Source organism: Herbidospora mongoliensis (assembly GCF_001570545.1).
Classification (GTDB): Bacteria; Actinomycetota; Actinomycetes; order Streptosporangiales; family Streptosporangiaceae; genus Herbidospora; species Herbidospora mongoliensis.
Genome location: NZ_BBXD01000020.1, coordinates 145,046 through 163,008, shown reverse-complemented (window position 1 = coordinate 163,008; position 17,963 = coordinate 145,046). Strand labels below are relative to the sequence as shown.

Below are 17,963 nucleotides of genomic sequence, written 5' to 3'. Positions count from 1 at the left end.
CATCTGGTGGGAACCGGATTGACGTGCGAGAACCAAGGTCGCCGGGGAGAACGGTCAGGCGTGTTGGGAGCGGACCTCGTTGACGTAGACCATCAGGGCTCGCATCTCGTCTGCGCCCCACGGGAGGCGGGCGCTGATCTCCTCGCTGTTCTCGGCCCACATCTGCCGGGCCGCCGTCTCGGTGCCGGCTCCCCCGGTGTGGAATCCGGCCGCCAGGGCGTCCCATCTCGCCACGAGGTCACGGGCTTCCCGGGAGTCGGGGGCTGCGCCAGTTCGTACACAACCCAGGAGGGACTCGACCAGGGTCAGCCACTCGCCCTTGGCCGTTTCGATGGCCTCAGGGCCGAGTTCCTCCCGGCGGGCGGCGAGGGAGTCCTGCTGTTCGGGGGTGAAGTAGGCGTCGAGCATGGCCATCATCTCCAGGGCTTTCAGGTAGTCGGCCGGGTCGTCGTGGTCGAGGAGCCGGGTCAGCTGGGTTCTCAGGGCGTCTATTTCGGTCGCGCGCCGGGACAGGGACGCCAGATGGGCGCGCAGGAGCGTGGGCATGGAGGCGGGGGCCTCCAGGGCCGTGGCGATTTCGTCCAGAGACAGGCCGAACGTCCGCAACGCCCGGATTCGATAGAGTCGCCGCAGATCGTCCGGACCGTAGCGGCGGTGGCCGTTTTGGGTTCTTTCGGATGGTCGAAGGAGACCTATTTGGTCGTAGTGACGGAGCGCGCGTACGGTCGTTCTGGTCGCCTGCGCGAGTTGGCCGATCGTCCACATGCGGCAACCGTACGACCTGCCGTTACGTCCGATTCAAGGGGAGATTCCCATGTTGGTGGCACGACTCCATGGGGCGGCGGATCTGCGGATCCACGAGGAGTCCGATCCGGTACCGCAGGCCGGGGAGACCCTCGTCAAGGTGACCTCTGTGGGCGTGTGCGGGTCGGATCTGCACTGGTTCGGCGAGGGCGGCATCGGTGACGCCCAGCTGACGCAGCCGCTCGTCGTCGGCCACGAGTTCGCCGGGGTGACGCCCGACGGGCGGCGGGTGGCGGTCGATCCGGCCGTGCCGTGCGAGGAGTGCCCGTCGTGTCTGCGTGGCTATCGGAACCTGTGTCCCCACGTGCGGTTCGCGGGGCACGGGGCGACCGACGGCGGGCTCAGGGAGTATCTGGCCTGGCCCAGTGCCTATCTCCACCCCTTGCCCGACTCGGTGTCCGATCTCGAAGGGGCGCTGCTGGAGCCGCTGGGGGTGGCCATTCACGCCTACGACCTGGGGCATCTCCCCCTCGGCGGGACCGCGGGCGTGGTCGGGTGCGGGCCCATCGGGCTGATGCTGATCCAGTTGCTGCAGATCGCGGGGGCGTCCATGGTCGCGGCGGTGGAGCCGCTGCCGCACCGGGCCGCCAAGGCGCGTGAGCTGGGGGCCTCCACCGATCCTCACGGTGATCTCGACGTGGTGTTCGAGGTGGCCGGGACCGACCAGGCCGTCGACACGGCCTTCGAGATGGCGCGGCCGGGTGGGCGGGTCGTGCTGGCGGGCATCCCCGACGAAGACCGCACCTCCTTCCGCGCCTCGACCGCGCGGCGCAAGGGCCTGACGATCGCGATGGCGCGGCGGATGAACGACGTCTACCCCCGGGCGATCAAGCTGGTGGCACAGGGGAAGGTCGATCTGGTCTCGCTGGTGTCGGGGCGGTTCGCGCTGCAGGACGCGGCCAAGGCGTTCACCGAGGCGCAGTCGCGGGCCGGTCTCAAAATCGTTATCGAGCCCTAAATGATGGTTTCGGACACACTAAAAGTCGGACATCTCAGAACTTGAATTAACGGGTAACACTCCTGGCGCGTTCCATGTCAGGCGATCGCGCACGTCGGTTCTGGAAGCTGACACGCAAAAGTTTGCCCATTCGGCGCATCGGATGTCGGCCAGCCTCCAAAGACCTGCCATTTAGGTTTCGATCTTGCGTTCTTTTGCTTGACCCTCGGCAAAAGTTACCGTTAACATCCGGCAACATGGAGGACACACCCCAGAAATCGCCCGCGCCCGAGCAGGTCATATTACGTATGACCAGTATCGGCAAAAGCTTCCTGGGAGTCCGCGTCCTGCGCGGCATCGACCTGTCGGCGACCGCCGGAGAGGTGCACGCCGTCGTCGGCGAGAACGGTGCCGGCAAGTCGACCCTGATGAAGATCCTGGCCGGGGTGCACCAGCCTGACGAGGGCACCGTCGAGATCGGCGGTGAGACGCGGTCGTTCGCGCATCCCGTCGAGGCGCAGCGGGCCGGGGTCGCGATCATCTATCAGGAGTTCAACCTCCTGCCCGAGCGCACCGTGGCCGACAACGTCTTCCTCGGCCGGGAGCCCACGCGGCGGGGGCTGCTCGATCGGGCCGCGATGGACGCGGCGACCTCGCGGCTGCTCGACGAACTCGACGAGCACTCGTTCGGGCCGCGCGACATGGTCAAGGACCTGTCGGTGGCCCAGCAGCAGGTCGTCGAGATCGTCAAGGCGCTCAGCGTGGACGCCCGGATCGTCGTCATGGACGAACCGACCGCCGCCCTGGCCGAGCACGAAGTCGAGCTGCTCTACCGGCTGATCCGGCGGCTCCAGGGGCGCGGGATCGCGGTCCTCTACATCTCCCACCGGCTCCGGGAAGTGTTCGACCTGGCCGACCGGGTGACCGTCCTGAAGGACGGCGCGCACGTCGCGACCGTGCGGACCAGTGACGTGACCACGGCGGCCCTGGTCAAAATGATGGTGGGACGGGAGCTGGACGCCTATTTCCCGCCCAGAGCCGATGAGGCGGTCATCGGGGAACCCCTGCTGACCCTCCGGGACGCCGGTAACGGCAAGCTCGACGGGATCGACCTCGACCTGCGCGCCGGCGAGATCGTCGGGATCGCCGGGCTCCAGGGGTCGGGACGGTCGTCGCTCGCCAAGGCCATCTTCGGGGCCGAGCCCTTCACCCGCGGCGAGATCACGCCGACCAGGCCCGCGAACGTCCGGGAGGGCGTGGCCGCCGGGATCGGCCTGGTCACCGAAGACCGGAAGGCCGAAGGACTGGTGCTCAACCAGTCGGTGCGCGACAACGCCCTCCTGGTGACCCGCGCGATCGGGCGCGGCGGGCGGAGCCATCGCTCCACCGCCGCGGTCGCCGCGTTGCTGGAGAAGGTCCGGCTGAGGCCGCCCCGTCAGGAGACCGAGGTGAAATACCTGTCCGGCGGCAACCAGCAGAAGGTCGTCCTGGCCAAGTGGCTGACCCTGGCCCCGAAGGTGCTGCTGTTCGACGAGCCCACGCGCGGGGTCGACGTGGGGGCCAAGGCCGCCATTCACGACCTGATGCGGGAGCTCGCCGACACGGGGACGGCCATCCTGATGATCTCCTCCGAGTTACCCGAGCTCATCGGCATGAGCGACCGCATCGTCGTGCTGCGCGACGGCCGGGTGGCCGGTCACCTGCCCGCCGGGGCCACCGAGGAGGCCGTCATGGCGCTGGCCGCCGGAGCCGCCGGGGCCGCCGCGTGATCGCCCTGGTCGCCAACCCCACCCGCGCGGTGTACGCCGCCCTCATCGCCACCCTCGCCATCGGCTGGGCCCTCGTCGCCTTCGACGGCGGCGCGTTCACCCTCAACGACATCGTCGGCATCCAGCAGCGTTCGGCCGCCCTCGGCATCGTCGCGGTCGGCCAGACCCTGGCGATCCTGGCCGGGTCGCTGGACCTGTCGGTGGCGTACCTGATCAGTCTGGTCTCGCTGGTCGCGGCCGAGACGATGGCCGGGCAGTCGTCCAACATCCTGACCGCCGTGGTCGTGGCGCTCGGGGTGAGCGCGCTGGTCGGGCTGGTCAACGGGGTCGTCATCACCAAACTGAAGGTGCACGCCTTCATCGCCACCCTCGGGGTCGCGCTGGTGATCCGGGGCGTGCTCGACCACCTCTACGACGGGCCCGCCGGGCGGGTGCCGGTGGACTTCCAGCAACTCGGGTACGCCCGCATCGGCCCGATCCCGGTCGCGGCGATCCTGTGGGCGGCGGTCGCGGTGGCCGTCTGGTTCCTGCTCCGGCGCACCCGGCTCGGCAACCGGATCTACGCCGTCGGCGGCGACGTCGAGGTGGCCCGGCTGTCCGGGGTGCGGACCGACCGGGTGGTGATCGCGGCCCACGTGCTGTGCTCGCTCTGCGCGGGGGTGGCCGGGCTGCTGCTCGCGAGCCGTCTCGGCGCCGGCGCCCCCACGGTCGGCACCGACGGCGGCTACGACCTGGAGTCGATCGCGGCCGTGGTCCTCGGCGGCACCGCGCTGGCCGGTGGCCGGGGCGGGGTGGCCGGGACGGTCGGCGGGGTGCTGCTGCTGGCGGTCCTCGACAGCATCTTCAACCAGCTCGAGGTCAACTCGTTCTTCAAGGACGTCGTGCGCGGCGTCGTCATCGTGGTCGCGGTCGCGGTCTACGCCCGCCGGACCGGCAGGAGGGCGTCGTGAAGCGGGCCATCCCGATCTTCCTCGTGCTGGCCGGGCTGCTGGTGGCCATCGCGGTCGCCAACCCGTACTTCCTCGAACCGGCCGGGTTCCTGGGGTTCCTGAAGCGGGTCGCGCCGCTGGCCATCCTGGCCGCCGGGCAGTACTTCGTGATCGTCTCCGGCGAGTTCGACCTGTCGGTGGGGTCGCTGGTGACCGTCGAGGTGGTGGTCGCGGCCCGGCTGATCGACGGCGACGAGGCGATGACCTGGCCGGTGCTCGCCCTGCTCATCGTGATCGGCCTGCTGGTGGGGCTGGTCAACGGGCTGGTCACCACGAAGCTGCGGGTACCGTCGTTCATCACCACGCTCGGCGCGATGCTCATCCTGTCGGGCGCGGTCTTCCTGTGGACGGGCGGCGCCCCGCGCGGCGCGCTCTCGCAGGGGTTCCGGGTCTTCGGCCGCGAGGGCGTGTGGGCGGTGCTGATCCTGCTCGTCGCCGTGACGGCGGCCGTGCTGCTGATGCGGGCCGACTTCGGCCGCACCCTCATCGCCGCCGGGGACAACGAGAGGGCCGCGCGGCTCAGCGGGGTCCGGGTCGACCGGGTGCGGGTGTTCGCGTTCATGCTCTCCGGGCTGTCCGCGGCGGTCGCCGGGATCCTGCTCGGCGGGTTCGCCGGGGTGTCGGCGCAGGTCGGCCAGAGTCTCGAGTTCCAGGCCATCACCGCCGTCGTCCTCGGCGGCGTCGTGCTCGGCGGCGGGCGCGGCCACGTCGTCGCCGCCATCGCGGGGGCGTTCACCCTCGAAGCCTTGTTCACCCTCCTCAACCTGCACGGCATCTCCGGTGCGCTGGAGTACGCCGTGCAGGGCGTGATCATCATCGCCGCCGTGGCGGCCGGGGGTCTGCGGCTCCCGGCACTGCGGTTATCTCCCTCGAAAGTGTAAGGAGTGACGTCCATGCGTCGATTACTGGTGGCGTTGGCCGCCTCGGCTCTGCTCGCCGCCGGGTGTGCCAGTGACCTGCCGCCCACCGGGGCGAGCGCCCCACCGGACTCGGGGACGAGCGCCGCGCCCGCCGAGACCTCGGCGCCGGCCTCGGCCGGGACGGGTGAGCAGTCGGAGTTCTTCGTCCAGGCCGACTACGACGCCCAGCTCGCGATGCGGACGCAGACGGCCGAAGGGCCCGCCGACAAGCCGTGGGAGCAGGCCATCGCGCCCCAGATGGTCGACACCGCGAAGTACAAGAAGGACGGCCCGTACCACCTCTGCTTCTCCAACGCCGCGGTCAACAACCCGTGGCGGCAGGTCGGCTGGACGACCATGCAGGAGGAGGTGGCGCTGCACAAGGAGATCAAGGAGTTCACCGCTCTCGACGCCGAGGGCAAGGACGACAAGCAGATCTCCGACATCGCCGAGCTCCAGGCCAAGGGCTGCGACGCGCTGATCATCTCCCCCAACACGACCGCGACGCTGACCCCGGCCGTCTCGGGCGCCTGCCCGGCGGTGCCGGTCATCGTCTTCGACCGCGGCGTCGAGACCGACTGCCCGGTCACCTTCATCAAGCCCATCGGCGGGTACGCCTTCGGCGCCGACGGCGCGGAGTTCCTCATCGAGAAGGTGCCGGCCGGCGGCAAGGTCCTGGCGCTGCGCATCCTGCCGGGCGTCGACGTGCTGGAGAACCGGTGGGCCGCGGCCAAGGTCGCCTTCGACAAGTCCCAGCTCGAGGTGGTCGGCGTGGAGTTCACCGACGGCGACGCCGCCAAGACCAAGAGCATCGTGTCCGACTACATCGCCAGGCACGGCAAGATCGACGGCGTCTGGATGGACGCGGGCGCGACCGCCGTCGCCGCGATCGAGGCGTTCGAGGACGCCGGGGCGCCCGTCCCCGCCTTCGTCGGCGAGGACCAGCAGGACTTCCTGCAGAAGTGGAAGGACGGCAATCTGACCGCCGTCGCGCCCACCTACCCCACCTACCAGTGGCGGACCCCGATCATCGCGGCCCTGAAGATCCTCAAGGGTGAGGAGGTTCCCAAGCAGTGGAACCTGCCCCAGCCGAAGATCACCCAGGAGTCCCTCGGCACCTACCTCCAGCCCGACATGCCGCTGCTGCACTACGCGCTGTGCGGCTGCGAGTCCATGCCCGGCTTCCCCGGGAAGTGGGGCGGGAAGTAGATGTTCCCCATCGGCGTCAACACCTGGGTCTGGGTGTCGCCGCTGACCGACGGCGACCTGGCGGCGCTCGCGCCCCGGGTCGCCGGCTGGGGGTTCGACGTGATCGAACTCCCCGTCGAGCACCCGGGCGACTGGGATCCGGGGCGGGCCGCCGACGTGCTGGACGAGCACGGCCTGAAGGCGTCGGTGGCGCTGGTGATGCCGCCGGGCCGCGAGCTCGTGGACGCCTCCGCCGACGTGGTCAGGTCGACCCAGGACTACCTGCGGCACGTCGTCGACGTCGCCGTCCGGGTCGGGGCCCCCGCCATCGGCGGGCCCGCCTACGCGTCGGTCGGCCGGACCTGGTTGCTCTCCGCCCGGGAGCGCCGGGCCGCCTATGCCGAGCTCAGGGAGAACCTCGCGCCCGTCGTCGACTACGCCGCAGAACGTGGCGTGCGGGTCGGGGTCGAGGCGCTCAATCGGTACGAGACGAGCCTGGTCAACACCATCGAGCAGGCTCTCGAGGCCATCCCGGAGAACTGCGGGATCATGCTCGACTCGTACCACATGAACATCGAAGAGAAGAGTCCCGCCGAGGCCGTGCGCCTCGCCGGTGAGAGGGTCGCGCACATCCAGGTGTGCGGGACGGACAGGGGGACGCCCGGAGACGACCACTTCGACTGGAAGGCCTTCATCGACGCGGTGACCGAGATCGGGTACACGGGACCACTCGTGATCGAGTCGTTCACCGCCGACAACCGCACCATCGCCACGGCCGCCTCCATCTGGCGGCCACTGGCCCGGAGCCAGGACGCCCTGGCAACCGACGGGCTCGCTTTCCTCCGGGCTCTCTGAACCATCCCGCACCCTCCCAGGGAGCGCCATGCGCAGGTACCTCATCGCACTCTTAACCCCGCTTCTACTGTTGTTAGCGCTACCAGCTCCGGCCGAGGCGGCGCCCAACTTCCGGGCGCTGCTGTTCACCGAGACGGCGGGCTACGTGCACGACTCGATCTCGGCCGGCGTCACGATGGTCAACAACATGGCGGCCGCCAACAACTTCGAGGTCGTCCAGAGCAACAACTCCAGCTCGTTCACCACCTCCAACCTGGCCACCTTCGACGTGATCATCATGCTGCAGAACTCCGGCATGGTCTGGGACAACGACTCCCAGCGCCAGGCCCTGCAGAGCTACGTCGAGGGCGGTGGCGGCGTCGTCGCCATCCACAACGCCACCGACATGGGGATCGAGTCGACGTTCCCCTACTGGGACAACCTGATCCAGGCCGGCGCCCACATGCCGGCCCACTCCAACATCGTCCAGGGCACCGCCAAGGTGGCCGACGACGTTCACCCCTCCACGTCCGGGTTACCTGACCGCTGGACGCGGACGGAAGAGTGGTACAACTTCGACCGCAGCATCCGGGGCGACGCCCACGTCCTGGTGACGGCCGACGAGACGACCTACTCCCCCGGCGGCAACGCCATGGGGCACGACCACCCGATCTCGTGGTGCCGTGAGGTCGGCACGGCCAAGGTCTGGGCGACGGCGATGGGCCACACCGCGTCGACGTACAGCGAGGCCTACTTCCAGCAGCACGTGCTGGGCGGCATCCGGTGGGCCGGCGGCGAACTGGCCGGCGGCTGCGGCGGCACCGTCTGGAACCGGTTCCAGAAGGTGACCCTCGACTCGGCTCCCAACCAGCCGATGCAGCTCGACATCGCACCCGACAAGACGGTGTTCTACGCCAGCCGGGCCGGTCAGCTCAAGACGATCAACCCGTCGAACGGCCAGATCGCGACCGCGCACACCCTCAGCGTCTACACCGGCGGTGAGGACGGCCTGGTCGGCCTGGCGCTCGACCCGGCGTTCGCCTCGAACAGATACATCTATCTCTACTACTCACCGACAGGCAGCAGTTCGATCGTGCGGGTGTCGCGGTTCACCTACACCGCGGCCAACGCACCGAACGCGCTGAGCAACGAGCAGATCCTGCTCACCATCCCCGCCGAGCGCATCGACGAGCCGGGTCACACCGGCGGTTACCTGACGTTCGGCCCGAACGGCAACCTGTACATCGGCGTCGGCGACGACGTGAACCCGAACGCCTCGTCCGGCTACGCGCCGATCGACGAGCGCTCGGGCCGCGCCCACTTCGACGCCCAGCGTACGGCGGCCAACACCAACGACCTGCGCGGCAAGATCCTGCGCATCCACCCCGAGTCCAACGGGACGTACACGATCCCGAGCGGCAACATGTTCACGCAGGGCACCGCGAACACCCGGCCCGAGATCTACGCCATGGGCTTCCGGAACCCGTTCCGGTTCGCGGTGAACAAGGAGAACGGCTGGATCTCGATGGCCGACTACGGCCCCGACGCAGGTTCGGCCAACTCCAGCCGCGGCCCGGCCGGAATCGTCGAGTACAACCTGATCAAGTCGCCGGGCTTCTACGGCTGGCCCTACTGCACCGGGAACAACACCCCGTACAACGACTTCAACTTCTCGACCAACACGTCGGGGTCGTTGTTCAACTGTTCCTCGCCGACCAACACCTCACCCAACAACACCGGCCTGCAGACGCTCCCGGCCGCACGTGCGGCGAACGTCTGGTACTCCTACAGCGGCAACACCGCGTGGCCCGAAATGGGCAACAGCGGCGGCGCGGCCCCGATGGGCGGCCCGTTCTACCACTTCGACCCGAACAACACCTCGGACACGAAGTTCCCGCAGTACTTCGACGACACCCCGTTCTTCTACGAGTGGAGCCGGAACTTCATCGCCGAGATGCGTCTCGACAACTCCGGCAACCTGCTGAAGGTCAACCGGTTCCTGTCGTCGATGCAGTTCCGGTCGCCGATGGACATGAAGTTCGGGCCCGACGGCTCGCTCTACATGATCGACTGGGGCAGCGGCTTCGGCGGCTCCAACACCGACGACGGCGTCTACCGCATCGACTACATCAACGGCTCCCGGGCACCGATCGCCAGGGCGTCGGGAACGCCGACCTCCGGCCAGGCGCCGCTGACGGTGCAGTTCTCCTCGTCGGGCTCGGCCGACCCCGACGGTGACGCGATCACCTACGCGTGGGACTTCACCGACAACGGCTCGGTCGACTCGACCTCCGCCAACCCGAGTTTCACCTACTCCTCCAACGGCAACTACACCGCGCGGCTCACCGTGCGGGACGCGGGCGGCAAGACCGGCTCTGCCACCGTGCCGGTCGTCGTGGGCAACACGGCGCCGACACTCCAGTTCTCCGCGCCACCCAACGGCGGCGCGTTCAGTTTCGGCGACACGATCTCGTACACGATCACCGGCAGCGACCCCGAGGACGGGGCGATCGACTGTTCGCGTGTGCAGGTCATCGTGGCCCTCGGGCATGACACGCACAGCCACGACACCGACCAGCGCACCGGCTGTTCGGCGACCATCACGACCGGGCAGTCGGGGCACGATCCGACCCAGAACGTGTTCTACGTGATCTCGGCGACGTACACCGACAGCGGCGGCCTCACCAAGGGCGCCGAGCTGATCCTCCAGCCCAAGCAGAAGCAGGCCGAGCACTTCGCGAACTCCTCCGGGGTACGGGTGGTCGCTCAGTCCGCGGCGGAGAACGGCAACCGGGTCGGCGACATCTCCAACAACGACTGGATCTCGTTCGCGCCGATGGCGACCCAGGGGGTGACCGGTATCTCCTACCGGGTCTCCTCGATCTCCTCGGGCGGCTCGATCGAACTGCGGGCGGGCTCGGCGACCGGGACCCTGCTCGCGACCACGTCGGTGCCGTCGACGGGAGGCTGGGACACCTACGTCTCGACGTCCGTCAGCAGCGTGACCGGGGTGAGCGGCAGCCAGACGTTCTACCTGGTCTTCAAGCACTCCACGACGAACCAGTTCGACCTCGACTCCTTCACCTTGCAAGGTCAGGGGGTCGGCGGAACGCCGTCGACCACCGGGCCCGTGGCGGGCGGGATCTACCAGATCGTCAACGTGGGGTCGAACAAGGCCTTGGACGTCGAAGGCGCCTCGACCGCCGACGGCGCGCGCATCGTCCAGTGGTCGGCCGGAAGCGGGACGAACCAGCGCTTCCGGTTCGTGGACGCGGGCAACGGGGCCTTCCGGCTCCAGGCGACCCACTCCAACAAGTGCGCCGATGTGTCGGGCCAGTCGACCTCGGCGGGCGGTGTCGTCGTGCAGTGGGCCTGCCACACGGGTACGAACCAGTCGTATCTGTTCACGGCGCAGGGATCGAACTGGCGGATCCAGGCGGGGCACAGCAGCCTGTGCCTGGAAATGCCCAACTCGGCTGACCTGACCCAGCTGCGGCAGCAGACCTGCTCGAGCGCGAGCAGTCAGCAGTGGCGGCTGACCCGGATCAGCTAACCGGATCGCCGGCCCTCCGGGGTGCCACCCGGGGGGCCGGTACCGCTTTCTCAGAAGTCGAAGTCGTCGATGTTGCCGGCGTTGAACACGGTCGGCTTGCCCAGCAGGACCTCGCCGCCCGCGCCCACCGTGTATTCGCCCAGTTTCCCCGCCTTGAACTTCTCCCCTGCCGCGCCGGTGATCTGGCCGGATGCCAGCGCGGCGGCGGCCCAACCGGCGAGGTAGCCCAGATCGCCGGGGTTCCAGAGTTCAAAGCCCTCGATGGTGCCGTCCTTGACGAAGGCGCGGAGCTGGTTGGGGGTGCCGAGACCGGTCAGTTTGACCTTGCCCTTGAAGTCGGAGTCGGACAGGTAGCGCGCGGCGGCGGCGATGCCGACGGTGGTGGGCGAGATGATGCCGGCCAGGTCGGGGTAGCTGCGCAGCAGGCCCTGAGTCTCGGTGAACGACTTCTGGTCGTCGTCGTTGCCGTAGGCGACCTTCACCAGTTCCATGTCCTTGTACTCGGGCTTGGTGAGCTCGTCTTTCATGAACTCGATCCAGGTGTTCTGGTTGGTCGCGTTCGGGGTGGCCGACAGGACCGCGATCTTGCCCTTGTGGCCGATCTGCTCGGCGAGGAGCTGGACCTGGGTGCGTCCGAGGTCTTCGGCGCTCGCCTGGTTGACGAACACGTTCCGTCCGTCGGGGGCGGTGTCGGAGTCGTACGAGACGACCTTGATGCCCGCCGCCATGGCCTGCTTGAGCGCCGGGACGACCGCGTTGGGGTCGTTGGCGGAGATGACGATGGCGTCCTGCCGTTGCTGGATCAGCGTGTTGATGTAGGAGACCTGCGACGACGCGCTCGCCTCCGACGGGCCGACCTCCTTGCCCTCCCCGCCGAACTCCTTGGCGGCCGCGACGCCGTCACGGTCGGCGATCGTGAAGTAGGGGTTGTTGACCTGCTTGGGCAGGAAGGCGATCTTCAGCCCCGGCTTGATCGGGGCGTTCGGATCGGCGGCTGCGGGGGCCGAGGACGCCGGCGGTGCGGCGCTCTGCTGCGCCGCCACATCGGACCTGGTCGTGCCGCCGCAGGCCGTGGCCAGCAGCGCGAGCCCCGCGAGAAGGACGATCGGACGCTTCATGGGACCGGTTTCCTTTCCAGACGGACTTTCAGGTTCGGTGCGAGCACCGAGGCGACGAGCAGCAGGCCCGTCACGAAGTTGAGGACCTCGTTGGCGACGTCGGCGAGGATGAGCGCGTTGCGGACGACGGCCAGGAGCAGCACGGCCGCGATGACGCCCGGGAGGGTGCCGCGACCGCCGAAGATCGACACCCCGCCCAGCAGGACGGCGGCCACCACGGCCAGCTCCAGCCCGATGCCGTTGTCGGCGCGGGCGCTGGCGTACCGGAAGGTGAAGACGAGCGAGGCCAGGCCGGCCATCGCGCCCGAGGCGACGAACAGCCAGAACTTGATCCGCTTGACCCGGATCCCGGCGAAGTAGGCGGCCTCCTCGTTGGAGCCGAGCGCGACGATCGCCCGCCCGAGCCCGGTCCGGTGCAGGACGATCCCCGCGCCGATCGCGAGCACCGCCACCAGCAGGGTCGCCAGTGGGATCGGCCCGATGGCCTGGGTCGCCAGGCTCGTGTACGCCGGAGGCAGGTCGGCCACCGCCTGGTCGCCGAGGATGACGTAGGCCAGGCCCCGGTAGAGCGCGAAGGTGCCGATGGTGACCGCCAGCGACGGCAGCCCGAGCCGGGTCACCAGCACCCCGTTGAGCGCGCCGGCCAGCGCTCCGGTGAGGAGACAGATCGGCATGATCGCCTCGATCGGGAGGCCGGCGTTCCAGAGCGAGCCCAGCACCGCGCAGCACAGGCCCAGCGTCGAGGCGACCGAGAGGTCGATCTCCGCCGCGACGATGACCAGGGTCATGGTCAGGGCCATGAGGGCGATCTCGGTGACGTCCAGGAAAAGGAAACCGACGTTGGAGCCGTTGGCGAACCCGTCGACCCCGAAGGTCGCGGCGAGCGTGACGGCGGCGAGGAGGGCGACGACGAGGGTCTCCCAGCGGTTAGCGCGCATCGCGGTACCTCCGCTTCCGCAGCGCCTTGGCGACCCGTATCGCGAGCAGGCGGTCCAGGATGATGGCGGCGAGGATCAGCGCGCCGTTGATGGCGGTCTGGGCGAGGGCGTCCACTCTCAGGACGGCCAGGGCGCTCGTGATGCCGGAGAGCAGCAGCGCCCCCAGGGCCGCGCCGTAGACGGTCCCGGAACCGCCGAAGATGGCGACGCCGCCGACGACGACCGCCGCGATGACGTCGAGTTCCTTGCCGGTCGCGACCGTGGCGTCGACGGTGCCGAACCTGGCCGCCCACATGACGCCCGCCAGCCCCGCGAGCGCGCCGCTGACCACGAAGGCCGTCAGGACCCGCTTTCTCACGCCGATGCCTGCCAGAACCGCCGCGTCGGGGCTGGAGCCGATGGCGTAGAGCTCGCGGCCCTGCGGGAGGTTGCGCATCACCCAGCCGACCGCGAGCAGGACCGTGAGCGCGACGAGCGCGGGCAACGGGACGCCGAGCACGTCGGCGGAGCCGAGACGGAGGAAGCCCTGCGGCATGTCGGCGGCGTTGACCTGGCGGCCACCGGCCCAGGCGTAGTCGACGCCTCTGAAGGCGTAGAGCGTCCCGAGGGTCGCGACCAGGGCGGGGACCCTGGCTACGCCGACCAGTAGGCCGTTGATCGCGCCGCATGCCGCGCCGAGGACGACGCATCCCGCGATGACGACGGGGATGGGGATCTGGGGATGGTCGGCCAGGATCAGCGCGCCCCCGAACGCGCTGATCCCGACGACGGAACTGACGGAGAGGTCGACGTTGCGGGTGACGACGACGAGCGTCTGACCGACGGCGAGTGTGGCGATGATCGCGGAGTTGAGCAGGATGTCGCGGATGCTGGCCGGGGAGAGGAACGCGGGATTGACGGCCCCGGTGATCCCGAACAGCGCCAGCAACGCCACGACGATCCCGAGCTCCCTGACCCGGGCGACGCGATCGACGAAGGCCCTGGCTCCGGCGTTGGGGCGCGCGTGGGTTCTTTCTGTGGACGTCGTCATCGCGGCCCCCGGAGGAGTCCGGAAATATCCGGCCGCAGGCCGGATCGCTGCGCCACGCGTTCCTGGGCTGCGATTCGTGGAGTCACGCGGCCCTCCCCGTCGCGGCGGCCAGCACGCGTTCCTCCGTCGCCTCCGCACGGGGAATGTCGGCCACCAACCGCCCCTCGTGCATGACGAGCACCCGGTCGGCCATGCCCAGCACTTCGGGAAGCTCCGAGGAGATCATCAGGACCGCGAGCCCCTGGCCCGCCAGTTCCGACAGCAGCCGGTGGACCTCCGCCTTGGTCCCGACGTCGATCCCTCGCGTGGGTTCGTCCACGATCAGCACGCGGGGTTCGCGGGCCAGCCACTTGGCCAGCACGACCTTCTGCTGGTTCCCGCCCGACAGCACCGTCACGGCGTCGGTGAGATGCGCGTACTTGACCTGGAGGCGGATCGCCCAGTCGGTCGCGCGGGCGCGTTCGGCCCCCCGCGACACCAGCCCCCACCGCAACCCCGTCAACCCGATGTTCCGCTCGATCGACAGGTCCATGACCAGCCCCTGCTGCCGCCGGTCCTCCGGTACGAGGGCGACCCCGGCCGCCATGGCCGCGGTCGGGCTGCCCGCGCGTAAGGGACGCCCGGCGACGTGGACACGGCCCGCGTCCCAGCGGTCGATGCCGAACACCGCCCGCGCGACCTCGCTGCGCCCCGCGCCGACCAGCCCGGCCAGGGCGACGATCTCGCCGGATCTCACCTCGAAGGAGACGTCGGTGAAAACCCCTTCCCGCGTCAGCCTTTCCACGCGAAGGGCGACCTCGCCGGGCGAGGTGTCGGTTTTGGGGAACAGCGTCGCGAGGTCTCGCCCGACCATGCGCCGGACCAGGTCATCGGGGGTGATGTCGGCGATGACGTCCGTCGCGACCCACGCCCCGTCCCGCAGGGTCGTCACCCGCTGGCACAGCGAGAACATCTCGTCGAGGCGGTGCGACACGAACAGGACCGCGCATCCCTGTTCGCGGAGGGAGCCGGCCACCCCGAACAGCCGCTCGACCTCGTTGCCCGACAGCGCGGCGGTCGGTTCGTCCATGACGAGGACCCGGGCGTCCCGCGACAGGGCCTTGGCGATCTCGACGAGTTGCTGGTCGGCGATCGACAGGCCGCGCGTGGGCTGGTCGGGGTCGAGCGGCACGCCCAGCCGGGAGAAGAGTTCCACGGCGCGGGTCCGCATCGCCCGGCGGTCGAGGCGTCCGAACGAACGGCGGGGCTGGCGGCCCATGAAGATGTTCTCAGTGACCGACAGATCGGGGAAGAGGGTCGGTTCCTGGTAGATGACCGCCACTCCGGCCGCCTGGGCGTCGGCGGGGCCGTGGAACTCGATCGGGCGGTCGTCGAGCAGCAGCGTCCCCCGGTCCGGGCGGTGCACCCCGGAGAGGATCTTGACCAGGGTCGACTTGCCCGCCCCGTTCTCCCCCGCCAGGGCGTGCGCCTCGCCGGGGACCAGGTCCAGGGACACCTCGCGCAGGGCGCGGACGGCGCCGAAGGACTTGCTCACCTCCCGCAACGCGAGCATTCGACCTCCAGTCAGAAAAACGTTTCAATTTTTGACCGGACAGTAGATGAGGGTTACCAACCCGTCAATAGCCGATTTCCATGGCATTTCATGCTCTACAGCACCTCACCGTTGCCGCTTTCTCTCTATTACGTTTTAATCAACGTCCATGAGCGACGTGGGCATCGTGGATGTCGCCGCGCGAGCCGGAGTGTCACCGGGCACTGTGTCCAACGTGCTCAACCGGCCCGAGAAGGTGTCACCGGCGACCCGCGAGAGGGTCGAGGCGGCGATCCGTGAGCTGGGGTTCGTGCGCCACGGTTCGGCGTCCACGCTCCGGGCGGGCCACAGCAGGACCATCGGCCTGTCGGTGATCGACATCGGCAACCCGTTCTTCACCGACGTCACAGCCGGCGTCGAGGAGGTCGCCAGCGATCTCGGCTACGCCGTCATCCTCAGCAACTCCGCCGGATCCCGGGCCAAGGAGGAGCGCAATCTGCTGGTCCTGGCCGAACAGCGGGTGCGCGGGGTGCTGATCACTCCGTCCGACGAAGACCCGGCGCGGCTCGACCGGCTCCGCGACCGCGGCATCAGCGTCGTCCTGGTCGACCACCCGCCGCATCGATCCGACCAGTGCTCGGTCGCGGTCAACGACATCGGCGGCGGCACCGCGGCGGTGCGTCACCTGATGGAGTCGGGGGCGACATCGATCGTGTACGTCACCGGCCCCCTCACCATCCGCCAGTGCCTCGACCGCCGGGCGGGCGCCGAACGCGCCTTCGGCGGACCGCTGCGGGTGATCGAGATGCCCGCGATGACCCCCCGCGCCGGCCAGCAGGCCGCCGAGAAACTGATCGCAGAAGGCGGCCTGCCCGACGCCGTGTTCTGCGCCAACGACCTACTGGCCCTCGGCCTGATGCGCGGCCTCGCCCACGCGGGCATCCGGGTGCCGCAGGACGTCGCCCTGATCGGCTACGACGACATCGACTTCGCGGCGGCCTCGGCGGTGGCGCTGACCTCGGTCCGCCAGCCCACCCACCAGCTCGGCCGGGTGGCGACCGAACTCCTGCTCGACGAGTGCGACAACCCCGCCACCCACGCCCACCAGCAGGTCATGTTCCAGCCCGAGCTGGTGATCAGGGAGTCGACTCGTTAGACAGGTGGACCCAGGCGTCGATGCCCGACTTGAGGGCGAGCATGCGGCGGCTGTACTCCACGCCCTCGTAGGCGTCGGCCTGGGCGAGCTCGTCGGCGGTGACCTGGTAGACCGTGCCGAGCACTTCCATCCCTGGCGACCGCTGGACGTAGGGGAACGTCTCGACCGTGGTGAGGCGATGGTTGGGCAGCGCGTCGGGGCGACCTCGCAGACGGCGGCCGAACTGGGCGAGCTGGACCCGTTCGAGCTGGAGAGTGCCGTACGCGAAGAGAAAGATCACCCGCCAAGTGTGCCAGCGAGCAGTGTCTTGCCCCAGACCACCCGCGCCTCCATGGCGGCGTGCGCGGCGGCGGCCTCTCCGAGCGGGAACGTCTGCCCGATGAGCGGACGGAGCGTGCCCTCTTCGGCCAGCCGGAGGGCGTGGGTGAGGTGGCGCAGGCGGTCGGCGTCCGAGAGCTGGGCGGCCTCGATGCCGGTGACCGTGACATCCGGCCGGTCGACCGTGGTGAACCCCCCACCGGCCGCGCCGTGCGCGGAGAACCTGCCGCCCGCTTTCACCGCCCCGACGGCCGACGCTCCGAGCGCACCGCCGATGTTGTCGAGCACGACGTCCACCTGAGGCCAGTCGGCCTGGTCGGAATCGATCAGCAGGTCGGCCCCGAGCTCCCCCAGCCGGGCGAGCTTGACCGCACGGGCGACCGCGATCACCGTGGCCCCACGGGCCCGCGCGAGCTGGACCTCCAGCACCCCGAGCCCGCCACTGGCCCCGACGACGAGCACCGTGTCCGACGCCCCGATCTTCGTCGCCTCGAACAGGGCCAAGGCGGTCGTCGCGTCGTGGAGCAGCGCGGCCGCCGTCCGCAGCGGAACCCCGTCGGGCACCTCGACCGCGGAGACGAGCACCGCTTTGTCGGCATAACCGCCGTAGCCGTTCGTGTACCCGGCCACCCTCCGGCCGTTCTGATCCCTGCCCGCCACTCCCCCACCGGGGATGTACGGCGGCCGGATCGGCCAGTAGTCCTGCCCCAGACCCGACCGCACCACCGTCTCCAGCAGCAGGGTGTCGACGGCCTCGACGTCGACCAGGATCTCGCCCTCCCCCGGGACCGGGTCGGGGATCTCCACCAGTTCCAGCACGTCAGGGCCGCCGAAGCGGGTGACCATCGCCGCGTTTGTCGTCATGGCTGGCAGACTAGAAGTTCAACATTTGTTGAAGT

Annotated in this window: 15 protein-coding genes; 8 read left to right on the top strand and 7 right to left on the bottom strand. The window is 69.4% G+C overall.

Annotated elements, in window-relative coordinates; genetic code table 11:
- Positions 1 to 54 precede the first annotated feature (54 nt).
- Positions 55 to 765 carry a MerR family transcriptional regulator gene (locus AW272_RS30050; protein ID WP_066372304.1) on the bottom strand — a complete coding sequence of 237 codons (711 nt, stop codon included), beginning with the start codon at positions 763 to 765 and terminating at the stop codon, positions 55 to 57.
- Positions 766 to 814: 49 nt separating this feature from the next.
- Between AW272_RS30050 and AW272_RS30045 the strand changes: the two genes are divergently transcribed.
- From AW272_RS30045 to AW272_RS30015, 7 genes are all read left to right on the top strand, one after another.
- Positions 815 to 1,762, top strand: a complete 948-nt coding sequence (locus tag AW272_RS30045) for a zinc-dependent alcohol dehydrogenase (RefSeq protein WP_066372298.1) — start codon at positions 815 to 817, stop codon at positions 1,760 to 1,762.
- Positions 1,763 to 2,049: 287 nt separating this feature from the next.
- Positions 2,050 to 3,510, top strand: a complete 1,461-nt coding sequence (locus AW272_RS30040) for a sugar ABC transporter ATP-binding protein (protein ID WP_245657787.1) — start codon at positions 2,050 to 2,052, stop codon at positions 3,508 to 3,510.
- Positions 3,507 to 4,460, top strand: coding sequence for an ABC transporter permease (locus tag AW272_RS30035; RefSeq protein WP_066372295.1), 954 nt, complete (start codon positions 3,507 to 3,509; stop codon positions 4,458 to 4,460). The genes AW272_RS30040 and AW272_RS30035 overlap by 4 nt, the downstream gene beginning before the upstream one ends.
- Entirely contained in the window at positions 4,457 to 5,380 is a 924-nt protein-coding gene (locus AW272_RS30030; RefSeq protein WP_066372292.1) for an ABC transporter permease, read from the top strand. The genes AW272_RS30035 and AW272_RS30030 overlap by 4 nt, the downstream gene beginning before the upstream one ends.
- Before the next feature lie 12 nt (positions 5,381 to 5,392).
- Positions 5,393 to 6,607 carry a substrate-binding domain-containing protein gene (locus AW272_RS30025; protein ID WP_066372290.1) on the top strand — a complete coding sequence of 405 codons (1,215 nt, stop codon included), beginning with the start codon at positions 5,393 to 5,395 and terminating at the stop codon, positions 6,605 to 6,607.
- A complete protein-coding gene (locus AW272_RS30020; RefSeq protein ID WP_066372288.1) occupies positions 6,608 to 7,441 on the top strand; it encodes a sugar phosphate isomerase/epimerase family protein in 834 nt (277 codons plus the stop codon).
- Between the two features lie 70 nt (positions 7,442 to 7,511).
- Positions 7,512 to 10,973, top strand: a complete 3,462-nt coding sequence (locus tag AW272_RS30015) for a ThuA domain-containing protein (RefSeq protein WP_218011128.1) — start codon at positions 7,512 to 7,514, stop codon at positions 10,971 to 10,973.
- A gap of 50 nt (positions 10,974 to 11,023) precedes the next feature.
- On the opposite strand, the gene rhaS is transcribed toward AW272_RS30015, so the two are convergent.
- The 4 genes from rhaS to AW272_RS29995 all read right to left on the bottom strand — a co-directional run bounded on the left by rhaS (position 11,024) and on the right by AW272_RS29995 (position 15,611).
- Entirely contained in the window at positions 11,024 to 12,091 is a 1,068-nt protein-coding gene (gene rhaS, locus AW272_RS30010; protein ID WP_066372283.1) for a rhamnose ABC transporter substrate-binding protein, read from the bottom strand.
- The gene (locus tag AW272_RS30005) at positions 12,088 to 13,029 is read right to left on the bottom strand and encodes an ABC transporter permease (protein ID WP_066372281.1); all 942 of its coding nucleotides are present in this window, start codon (positions 13,027 to 13,029) and stop codon (positions 12,088 to 12,090) included. Before AW272_RS30005 ends, rhaS begins: the two co-directional genes overlap by 4 nt.
- Entirely contained in the window at positions 13,019 to 14,059 is a 1,041-nt protein-coding gene (locus AW272_RS30000) for an ABC transporter permease (protein ID WP_066372270.1), read from the bottom strand. The genes AW272_RS30005 and AW272_RS30000 overlap by 11 nt, the downstream gene beginning before the upstream one ends.
- An 82-nt stretch (positions 14,060 to 14,141) precedes the next feature.
- A complete protein-coding gene (locus AW272_RS29995; RefSeq protein ID WP_066372268.1) occupies positions 14,142 to 15,611 on the bottom strand; it encodes a sugar ABC transporter ATP-binding protein in 1,470 nt (489 codons plus the stop codon).
- 148 nt (positions 15,612 to 15,759) lie between these two features.
- Here AW272_RS29995 and AW272_RS29990 point away from each other — a divergent pair, with 148 nt between their 5' ends.
- Positions 15,760 to 16,746 (top strand): LacI family DNA-binding transcriptional regulator, encoded by a 987-nt coding sequence (locus tag AW272_RS29990; protein WP_066372266.1) that lies wholly within the window; start codon positions 15,760 to 15,762, stop codon positions 16,744 to 16,746.
- On the opposite strand, the gene AW272_RS29985 is transcribed toward AW272_RS29990, so the two are convergent.
- A complete protein-coding gene (locus tag AW272_RS29985) occupies positions 16,727 to 17,026 on the bottom strand; it encodes a gamma-glutamylcyclotransferase family protein (RefSeq protein ID WP_218011127.1) in 300 nt (99 codons plus the stop codon). The two genes, AW272_RS29990 and AW272_RS29985, sit on opposite strands and share 20 nt — an antisense overlap.
- Positions 17,023 to 17,928, bottom strand: coding sequence for a zinc-binding dehydrogenase (locus AW272_RS29980; RefSeq protein WP_245657786.1), 906 nt, complete (start codon positions 17,926 to 17,928; stop codon positions 17,023 to 17,025). The genes AW272_RS29985 and AW272_RS29980 overlap by 4 nt, the downstream gene beginning before the upstream one ends.
- Positions 17,929 to 17,963: the final 35 nt, after the last annotated feature.

Bases quoted from the DNA above. Each gene is read 5' to 3' on its own strand.
- AW272_RS29980 (WP_245657786.1), bottom strand. From the start codon at position 17,928: ATGACGACAAACGCGGCGATGGTCACCCGCTTCGGCGGCCCTGACGTG.
- AW272_RS29990 (WP_066372266.1), top strand. From the start codon at position 15,760: ATGAGCGACGTGGGCATCGTGGATGTCGCCGCGCGAGCCGGAGTGTCA.
- AW272_RS30025 (WP_066372290.1), top strand. From the start codon at position 5,393: ATGCGTCGATTACTGGTGGCGTTGGCCGCCTCGGCTCTGCTCGCCGCC.
- AW272_RS30040 (WP_245657787.1), top strand. From the start codon at position 2,050: ATGACCAGTATCGGCAAAAGCTTCCTGGGAGTCCGCGTCCTGCGCGGC.
- AW272_RS29995 (WP_066372268.1), bottom strand. From the start codon at position 15,611: ATGCTCGCGTTGCGGGAGGTGAGCAAGTCCTTCGGCGCCGTCCGCGCC.
- AW272_RS30020 (WP_066372288.1), top strand. From the start codon at position 6,608: ATGTTCCCCATCGGCGTCAACACCTGGGTCTGGGTGTCGCCGCTGACC.
- rhaS (WP_066372283.1), bottom strand. From the start codon at position 12,091: ATGAAGCGTCCGATCGTCCTTCTCGCGGGGCTCGCGCTGCTGGCCACG.
- AW272_RS30045 (WP_066372298.1), top strand. From the start codon at position 815: ATGTTGGTGGCACGACTCCATGGGGCGGCGGATCTGCGGATCCACGAG.
- AW272_RS30050 (WP_066372304.1), bottom strand. From the start codon at position 765: ATGTGGACGATCGGCCAACTCGCGCAGGCGACCAGAACGACCGTACGC.
- AW272_RS30005 (WP_066372281.1), bottom strand. From the start codon at position 13,029: ATGCGCGCTAACCGCTGGGAGACCCTCGTCGTCGCCCTCCTCGCCGCC.
- AW272_RS30000 (WP_066372270.1), bottom strand. From the start codon at position 14,059: ATGACGACGTCCACAGAAAGAACCCACGCGCGCCCCAACGCCGGAGCC.